Annotated in this window: 10 protein-coding genes; 4 read left to right on the forward strand and 6 right to left on the reverse strand. The window is 41.8% G+C overall.

Annotation, left to right across the window (positions count from 1 at the left end; all coding sequences use genetic code 11):
• Positions 1-35 precede the first annotated feature (35 nt).
• Both VGD82_RS04960 and htpX read right to left on the reverse strand, forming a co-directional pair.
• A complete protein-coding gene (locus tag VGD82_RS04960) occupies positions 36-995 on the reverse strand; it encodes a TerC family protein (protein WP_414684458.1) in 960 nt (319 codons plus the stop codon).
• A 144-nt stretch (positions 996-1139) separates the two neighbouring features.
• Positions 1140-2012 (reverse strand): protease HtpX, encoded by an 873-nt coding sequence (gene htpX / locus VGD82_RS04965; RefSeq protein WP_331019349.1) that lies wholly within the window; start codon positions 2010-2012, stop codon positions 1140-1142.
• Between the two features lie 150 nt (positions 2013-2162).
• On the opposite strand from htpX, the gene nhaR reads away from it, so the two are divergent.
• Both nhaR and VGD82_RS04975 read left to right on the forward strand, forming a co-directional pair.
• Entirely contained in the window at positions 2163-3050 is an 888-nt protein-coding gene (gene nhaR, locus VGD82_RS04970) for a transcriptional activator NhaR (RefSeq protein WP_331019350.1), read from the forward strand.
• A 196-nt stretch (positions 3051-3246) separates the two neighbouring features.
• On the forward strand, positions 3247-3894 hold the full coding sequence (locus tag VGD82_RS04975) for a hypothetical protein (protein WP_331019351.1): 648 nt from the start codon (positions 3247-3249) through the stop codon (positions 3892-3894).
• 39 nt (positions 3895-3933) lie between these two features.
• Here VGD82_RS04975 and VGD82_RS04980 read toward each other — a convergent pair whose 3' ends face one another.
• A complete protein-coding gene (locus VGD82_RS04980) occupies positions 3934-4365 on the reverse strand; it encodes a UPF0158 family protein (RefSeq protein ID WP_331019352.1) in 432 nt (143 codons plus the stop codon).
• A gap of 30 nt (positions 4366-4395) precedes the next feature.
• A complete protein-coding gene (locus VGD82_RS04985) occupies positions 4396-4800 on the reverse strand; it encodes a helix-turn-helix domain-containing protein (protein ID WP_331019353.1) in 405 nt (134 codons plus the stop codon).
• A gap of 92 nt (positions 4801-4892) precedes the next feature.
• Here VGD82_RS04985 and VGD82_RS04990 point away from each other — a divergent pair, with 92 nt between their 5' ends.
• Entirely contained in the window at positions 4893-5741 is an 849-nt protein-coding gene (locus VGD82_RS04990; protein WP_331019354.1) for an SDR family oxidoreductase, read from the forward strand.
• Between the two features lie 225 nt (positions 5742-5966).
• Here the strand turns inward: VGD82_RS04990 and VGD82_RS04995 are convergent, their stop codons facing one another.
• Entirely contained in the window at positions 5967-7016 is a 1050-nt protein-coding gene (locus VGD82_RS04995; protein WP_331019355.1) for an NAD(P)-dependent alcohol dehydrogenase, read from the reverse strand.
• Positions 7017-7603: 587 nt separating this feature from the next.
• Between VGD82_RS04995 and VGD82_RS05000 the strand changes: the two genes are divergently transcribed.
• Complete coding sequence (locus VGD82_RS05000; RefSeq protein WP_331019356.1) at positions 7604-8332, forward strand: Crp/Fnr family transcriptional regulator; 729 nt, start codon at positions 7604-7606, stop codon at positions 8330-8332.
• Between the two features lie 23 nt (positions 8333-8355).
• Here the strand turns inward: VGD82_RS05000 and VGD82_RS05005 are convergent.
• The coding region (locus tag VGD82_RS05005; protein ID WP_331019357.1) for a LexA family protein at positions 8356-8736 on the reverse strand (381 nt) is incomplete at its 5' end.

An 8736-nucleotide genomic window follows, 5' to 3' on the forward strand; every position in this document is an offset into this window, starting at 1 on the left:
ACAATGCGGGCTTTTTTATTGCAGTCACGTTAATGCTAGTCAGGCTTTCTGGTCGCAATCAAGCTTAGTAGCATGCTGGTACCCAGCACTGCCACCACCACTCCCAATGACACGGCCACCGGTACTTTAAACCATTCCACGATCAGCATTTTGGTGCCGATAAAGATTAATACCAGCGCCAAACCGAATTTAAGCAAGTGAAAGCGCTCAGCCATATCTGCCAGTAAGAAATACAAAGCACGCAAACCTAATATCGCAAAAATATTGGAGGTAAACACTATGAATGGATCATCGGTAATCGCAAAAATGGCCGGGATACTATCCATCGCAAAAATCACGTCCGAGAACTCAATCAACACCAACACCAAGAACATAGGCGTAAACCAGCGTACACCGTTCTGCGTAATCCAAAACTTATCCGCATGAAAGTTATCGGTAATACGCATATGCTGACGCAGCCATTTTAATAATGGATTAGTCGCTAAATTAGGCTCATGGTCGGCAAACACAAACATCTTAATACCGGTGATCAATAAAAACGCGCCAAACACATATAGTACCCAGTGAAACTCTGCAATCAACCAGGCCCCTAGCAATATCATTAGTGCGCGCAAAATAATCGCGCCTAGCACCCCATACACCAATATGCGCTTTTGATATTCCAGCGGCACGGCAAAATAGCTGAATATCATCACAAATACAAAGATGTTATCCATGGCCAAGGTCTTTTCAAGCAGATAGCCGGTCAGGTACTCCATGGCTCTGGCATCTGCAATCGCTCGGCCACTGGTATGGTCTAGCCACGCCCATAGTGCCGCGCCAAATAGCATGGCCAAACTAAACCATACTAGCGACCAGATAAGCGCCTCACGCGCCCCTACTTTGTGTGCGCCTTTGCGGCCTAAGGCAAACATATCTATAGCCAGCATCACGATGACAAATACGCCAAAACCTGCCCACATCCACCAAGCACCTACCGACCCTAATTCACCCACGTGTGCCTCTCATTCATACTTCACTATTAATTAATCGGTATTGCTTAAGATAACGCTACCGAACATAAATAAGGCCGAGAAATACCATTTAGATCTCTCAGCCTAGTTTTACTGCAGCGGCCACCGAATAGCGGCCGCTTTTACTTATTGTGCTTCACGTAATGCGGCAATACGCTCATCCAAACCTGGGTGGCTAGCAAATAGTTTTGATAACCCACCCTTGCCAGATATACCAAAGGCAGCCATTTGCTCAGGTAATGCTGAAGGCTCGTGCTGTGCCTGCAAGCGTTGTAGCGCTGCAATCATCTTGTTCTTACTTGATAATTTAGCCGCGCCAGCATCTGCTCTAAACTCACGTTGACGAGAAAACCACATCACAATCATCGATGCCAAGATACCCAATACAAATTGCGCAATCATCATGGTGATAAAAAATGCAGGGCCAGTGCCGCGTTCAGTTTTAAACACCACTTTATCCACAACATAGCCAATCACACGTGATAAGAACATCACAAACGTATTCACCACGCCTTGAATCAAGGTCAGCGTCACCATGTCACCATTGGCAATATGTGATACCTCATGCGCCAGTACCGCCTCAGCTTCATCTCGCGTCATGGCATTCAATAAGCCACTTGATACCGCAACTAAAGAGCTGTTTTTAGTCATGCCGGTTGCAAACGCATTTACCTCAGGCGTATCAAAAATTGCCACTTCCGGCATTTTGATACCAACGGAATCTGCTTGCGCACGCACGGTTTTTACCAGCCAGATCTCGGTCGGGGTACGTGGTTCTTCAATCACTACCGCGCCAGACATGCGCTTTGCGCTCCATTTAGAAATGGCTAGCGAGATAAACGCACCGCCAAAACCCATGATGGCAGAAAATACCAATAAATTACTCAAGTCCAAACCGTTGGCGTTTAAATACGGCTCTACCCCCAAAATGCGCATAGTGATAGAAAGCACAAACACGATGGCTAAGTTGGTTGCTAGAAAATATAAAATACGTTTCATATGGTCTCCTTCGGTTGAATCAACGCTTAATCAACACTTAGTTAAATCAAGCATGATTATCATGCTGCTACTTTAGTCTGTTTCTATATTCAATAAAAGCAGAATATTTCTGATTGATTATTCGGTTTTTACGAGCTATTGTTCACCTATATGATTAATTACAAACAATTCCATTACTTTTGGGCGGTGGCAAAAGCTGGCAGCATCGTGAAAGCCAGCAAACAGCTACATTTAACGCCACAAACCATCAGCGGACAAATCGCAATTCTTGAAGCCTCACTTGGTGTTTCATTATTCAGAAAAGCCGGGCGCGGTATCGAGTTGACAGAAACTGGAGAGTTAGCACTCACTTATGCGGATGATATATTTCAAACAGGCAATGCACTAGAAGAAACACTACGCGCAGGCTCCAAAGAGCGCTCTCGCTTATTTAGAGTGGGTATTTCCGATGCCGTTCCAAAATCTATCGCCTATCGCTTACTGGCGCCGGCAATGTCATTAGCAGAGCCGATTAAAATTATTTGCCGTGAAGGCAAGCTAGAGTCTTTACTCGGCGAGCTTGCCATTCATCGTTTAGATTTAGTGCTATCAGACCGGCCAATGCCTAGCGAAATTGATATTAAAGGCCGTAGTCAACAGCTCTTGGAGTGTGGCTTAAGCTTCTTTGCCGCCCATGCCCTTGTACAATCCCCTGAGCTGGTATTTCCACAACATTTAAGTAGCACGCCGTTACTGGTGCCAGGCGAGGACAGCGCAGTACGTAAACGCCTGATGTTATGGCTCAATACATTGCGTATCCAACCACAAATTGTGGGTGAATTTGATGACAGCGCACTGATGCGTGCATTTGGCCAAGCTGGTGTTGGTATATTCTGCGCGCCGTCCATCATAGCGGACGAAGTGATTACACAGCACAATGTGATTAAAGTTGGTGAGACCGATCAGGTTGCCGAGCGATTCTACGCCATTTCTGTAGAGCGTCGCGCCAACCATCCAGCAGTCGTCGCTATTAATATGGCATCATCAAAGGTAAGCTAAAAAACCACGTCTATAGAAGAACTTATTATTTTTGCATAGCTCATATCTAGCAATATTTGTTAAGTAATAAGGGTTAAACATGCGCAATCTAATAGTTAGTCTCTTAGCTTTTGCCTCACTATGCTGGCTTTCCTTAAATAATGCCTACGCTTGCCTAGACTATAAATCGATTGAGCAACTAAAAGTAAATGAGGAAATGTATCTAGTGTCACGTAGCGTAGCCACCATGACAGATGCAATTGAAGACAAATTGTTATCAGTGAGCGTCGCACTGCAAACCAAAGCGGACGTGAAACAACCAGAGGATGCATGTAATGTAACGATTACTTATACATTACCTAATGCAGATATTGATGAGGCTAACCAACTATTGAATGCCAACCCGGCAAAACGCATTATGCTGGCTGGTCAAGGTTATGAACTGCCAAGCCAAACTACACTGATCGCCAACGCTAGAGTTGAGGCTAATACTTTATCAATCCAGCACAAAGATATATTACAAAGCTCCGCACTAGGCAAAAATCGCGCTTCAGTGGAGTTGTTATATGCAACGCTCGCGCAAAGCAGAGCAACGCTGAGCCCTAACAGTAAAAATACTGAGGCTTGGCCAGCAAGCTTGATAGATCGAGAAAGAAGTTTATGCGAAAGCGAATATATCAGCGAAAGTAACGCAAATGCCTGTACGTGTAAAACTGATTTGATTAGTAAAAAAGTGAGCCCGCGCCAATTAAAGTACATCAAATATCTAGCTAGTGACCCTTACTCCTCTGCCACGGGAGCACTTTCCCGCTATAAAGAGTTGTCAGACCAAGTGAGTTTTGAGTGTAAATTAAAAAAACGTTAGATATTTTCAATATTGACATTAGATGGTGATTTAAATCTTCTACTGTTCTATATCTGTCAGATTCATTCCGTTTTCCTGACACCAGGCTATCAAAGCATCATCAGAAGCCTGCGCCTCAAACGCGTACCACTTTTCTAGCAAGCCAGAGTATTGCAACATATCTTTAAAGCGCCTGTAGGCACCTCTCTTACGAAATAAACTGGCTACAAAGTTGTACTCGTGTGGTAATTCTTGATCAATAAAAGACAAAGCAAAGCTCTGACCAAGTTTTAACGCGTTTTTATGCGGCACTTGTATGTAATTTGATGAGGTTTCAAGGTCGTCAGGTACCTCTTCCTCTAGCGTCAGCACGCTGGATGTCCAGTAAATTGCGCCTGTATCTTTATCGATATAGGCATGATGCTGCGATGGTGAGCCTGAGCTCACAAATTCAAACGCATTTCTAATTTCTGTAAAGCTAACACTAAGCATTAATTATTCAACCTATTGATTAATCTAAATTTACGCATCGTTATCGCTAGTAATATCGGATTTTTTGGCTTCTAGTATTCTAGGTAAATTTATTTCTATCCAATCAACTAATAGTTCTACCTGTTTTGCTAACTCCTCACCCAGTGGCGTTAATGAATACTCTACATGCGGTGGCACTACCGGATAAGATACACGTAAAATAAAACCATCCAGTTCTAATGTTTGCAGTGTTTGTGCCAACATTTTCTCACTCACACCGTTTAATTTTCTGCGTAAATCACTAAAGCGGTGCATACCCTGCAATAGCGCTACCAGCACCAACCCACCCCAACGATTAGTCACATGTTTCAGTATTTCACGTGATGGGCATTTATCTGAAAACACCTCACCACGTAACATGCGCTCAGATAATGTAATTACTTGTTGTGTTGTCATTATACTTACCTTTTTGTATGTACTTACTAATAGTAAGTATATAGATTATTATGCATTACACCAATTCATTCATCATATTTGAAAGGTTTTTTATGATAGTAATTACAGGCGCAACCGGTCAATTAGGCCGTTTAGTGATTGCCTCACTTTTAAAAACAATTCCAGCATCTAGCATAGTGGCAGCAGTTCGCAACCTTGATAAAGCCAAAGACCTAGCCGATTTAGGCGTTCAAGTACGTTATGCCGATTACAGCCAACCTCAATCATGGGATGCAGCTTTAGCCGGTGCTAGCAAAGTATTACTGATTTCATCCAGTGAAGTCGGCCAACGCTTTGCGCAGCACCGCACAGTGATTGATGCTGCAAAAAGAGCAAACGTTAAATTATTAGCCTACACCAGCCTATTACATGCAGATACCTCCCCACTAGGCTTGGCAGCTGAGCATCAAGCTACCGAACAATATCTTGCAAGCGCTAATGTGCCATTTGTACTATTACGTCATGGCTGGTATACCGAGAACTACACCAGTTCCTTAGCTCAAAGTATTGCCCACGGCGCCTTGTATGGATGTGCAGCAGACGGGAAAATTGCTTCAGCCAGTCGGGCAGACTATGCACAAGCAGACGCAACGGTACTGATTACAGAAAATCAAGCAGGAAAAGTATATGAACTAGCAGGCGATAGTGCCTACACACTCACCGAACTAGCGGCTCAAGTATCGCTACAAACCGGAAAAACCATCAACTACATCAATCTGCCTGAGCAGGAGTATCAAGCATTACTGGTCAAAGTGGGCTTACCAGAGGCCTTTGCACAACTGATTGCAGATTCAGATACAGGTGCATCCCAAGGTGCACTCTATGACGACAGCAGACAACTTAGCCAATTAATTGGCAGAGCCACTACACCATTGAAAGTGGCAATCGCGGCAGCGATTTAAGCTATGTAGTATAGCTAAGCAATAATCTAAATTGTATTAACGAAACGGCAACCAAATAGTTGCCGTTTCGTTAAATCTACTGCATCTTTAGGGCAGCATTAGTATTCAGACACCTGATAGGCATAAAACAATAAGTTAATATTTATCTAATCAGAGTTTCTAGTTTAGAAATCTCATTTTTATTGTTGAGACTCACCAACTGCCATGGCGGCATCTTTGTAGCTACTACGCCTTCAATGTTGCCATATCAATCACAAAACGATACTTCACATCACCCTTGAGCATACGTTCGTAAGCCGTATTGATATCTTGAATTGCGATGATTTCAATATCAGAAGTGATATTATTCTCAGCACAAAAATCTAACATTTCTTGGGTTTCTTTAATGCCACCAATTAATGAACCAGCAATTTGTCTGCGTTTAAAGATTAAACTGCCAATATTAGGTGAAGGATGCGCGTGCTCTGGAACACCATTCAAGCACATTGTGCCATCACGCTTTAGCAATTCGGTAAACACATCTAAGTTATGCGCTGCAGCTACAGTGTTTAATATGAAATCAAAGCTATTAAGATGCGCTTTCATCTCATCAGCATTTTTAGAGATGACAACTTCATCAGCCCCCAATCGCTTAGCATCTTCAACTTTATTACTAGAGGTCGTAAATAACACCACGTGCGCACCCATGGCATGTGCAAGTTTTACTGCCATATGGCCAAGACCACCTAAGCCAACAATGCCCACTTTACTTCCTGCACCAACGTTCCAGTGTTTTAGTGGTGAGTAAGTCGTAATACCTGCGCATAACAAAGGTGCTACAGCAGCTAAATCTAGCTTATCTGAGATATGCAGCACAAAATGTTCATCAACTACTATTTGGCTTGAATAGCCGCCATAAGTCGTTTTACCGGTATGTTTGTCAGGGCTGTTATAAGTAAATACTTCGTGATCACAGTATTGCTCTAGGCCATCTGCACAATCCGCACAGACTCGACATGAATCAACTAAACACCCCACACCTGCTAAGTCACCCACTTTAAAAGTTTTGACGTCTGCACCCACACTAGTCACTCTACCAACAATTTCATGCCCAGGAACCACTGGGTAAACAGAGTTTTGCCATTCGTTCCTTGCTGTATGCAAGTCTGAGTGACAAACACCACAAAATAAGATCTCTACTTGTACATCTTTAGGGCCAACTTCACGTCTTTCAAACTGAAAAAAAGATAATGGCTCTTTGGCAGAATGTGCTGCATAACTAATTGCTTTCGTCATTGACTACTCCTTTAATTACTAATTAACCCTGATTACTGTCTTGCTTTTAGAGTGAAAGACAATCAAAAATGACTATCTAAATATGGAATCCTGCTTACAGATCAAGTAGTGAAAACTCATATTAACTAAATGTATTATCCAATAAGACAGCCAATCAAAATATGGAACAATAGGGAATTGATAATTCCTAATTACGGATTAAATAAGTATGCATAATAAATTTTAATTATTAAGCTCTGTAATCATTCACACCTAACTCTTTGAGCTACCCCTATCAGACATTAAAGTATTAAGTTATTTGAATGTAAGTTACCCATCGTACATACGCTACTAAAGCTTAAATTTAATAATTACATTTTTAATGTGTGCGTACTGTTAAGTAGTTCAGAAAAATTAATTAGATCTCCGCCAGCTAATCCAACAACAATCAAAAATGATCACATGTGCAAAAATCTGTTTGAGTCTATTTATTGAGTTGCACTTACCCAACTTGCTTTCTGAAAGTACCTAATTTAATAGCTATAAATCAGAATCCAATGTATCTAATTTGTTCGTAAGTCAAAATTTTCAGTGATAGGAATCATTAAATGTCCATAATAAATAATCCCATACATGATCCTAGACAAAACAACATACTTGCAGCGTTAAAGAAGGAAGAATATGAGCGAATTCTCCCTTACCTAGAGTTGATTGAAATGCCTTTAGGTTGGAAGCTTTCTGAAGCAGGTGACCATGTGAAATTTATTCACTTTCCAACTAAAGGAATAGTCTCGCTGATTTATGTTTTAGAAGATGGATCATCCAGTGAAACCGCGATTGTTGGAAATGAAGGCATGATAGGAATTTCAATCTATATGGGCGGTGAAAGTATGCCAAGTAGCACCGAAGTACAGTGCGCTGGTTTTGCTTACAGGCTCAGTAGAAAAATTCTGAAACAAGAGTTTGCTTTGGGCGGGCAATTACAAAAACTTGCTTTGCTTTACACTCAGGCATTAATAGCACAGACCTCACAAACTGCAGTGTGTAACAGGCATCACGGAATTGAACAGCAGCTTTGCCGCTGGCTATTGATGAGTGTGGACAGGTTGCATGACAATGAAGTGAAAATTACACAAGAGTTGATTGCTAATTTACTGGGTGTTCGTAGAGAAAGTGTGACCGACGTAGCTGGTAAATTACAAAAATATGGCATGATTGCTCGTTCTCGAGGTCGTATTACGGTGCTGGATCGCCCCAAACTAATGAAACACGTATGTGAATGCTACGATACCGTGATCAAAGAATATGAACGTTTACTTCCGTTAATTAAAAAATAATCGCAAGAAAATCAAAACAATTGCTAGTAACTCCTAAACTGCCCAGCAACAACACCATAGATTGCAAATTGCTCTTTAGGTCGGATGATGTCAAAGTCTTTATTGGCTGGGATAAGTACAAACATATCTTTTTCTTTACCCAATGTCTTGATGGTGAATTTATCATCAATGATTGCAACCACGATATCGCCAATATTAGCTAAAGGCCGTTTTTCGACAATAACCGTATCTCCATCCAGTATCCCTAGGTCTTTCATTGAGTCACCTTTAACTGGAATTAATTCAGTAACTGACGGTTTTTTAACAAGATACTCGTCAATCGTAATGTAATCTACACCATCATTGTAAGTGGCAGTAAATCCACCGGCTTGCACAGTGTTGCTTGAGAGCGGACGCTCGAAGAA

The sequence above is a fragment of the Methylotenera sp. genome (assembly GCF_036401095.1).
Taxonomy (GTDB): Bacteria; Pseudomonadota; Gammaproteobacteria; order Burkholderiales; family Methylophilaceae; genus Methylotenera.

Coding starts and splice junctions, on each gene's coding strand:
- VGD82_RS04975 (WP_331019351.1), top strand. CDS start 3,247: ATGTATCTAGTGTCACGTAGCGTAGCCACCATGACAGATGCAATTGAA.
- htpX (WP_331019349.1), bottom strand. CDS start 2,012: ATGAAACGTATTTTATATTTTCTAGCAACCAACTTAGCCATCGTGTTT.
- VGD82_RS04985 (WP_331019353.1), bottom strand. CDS start 4,800: ATGACAACACAACAAGTAATTACATTATCTGAGCGCATGTTACGTGGT.
- nhaR (WP_331019350.1), top strand. CDS start 2,163: ATGATTAATTACAAACAATTCCATTACTTTTGGGCGGTGGCAAAAGCT.
- VGD82_RS04995 (WP_331019355.1), bottom strand. CDS start 7,016: ATGACGAAAGCAATTAGTTATGCAGCACATTCTGCCAAAGAGCCATTA.
- VGD82_RS05000 (WP_331019356.1), top strand. CDS start 7,604: ATGTCCATAATAAATAATCCCATACATGATCCTAGACAAAACAACATA.
- VGD82_RS04980 (WP_331019352.1), bottom strand. CDS start 4,365: ATGCTTAGTGTTAGCTTTACAGAAATTAGAAATGCGTTTGAATTTGTG.
- VGD82_RS04990 (WP_331019354.1), top strand. CDS start 4,893: ATGATAGTAATTACAGGCGCAACCGGTCAATTAGGCCGTTTAGTGATT.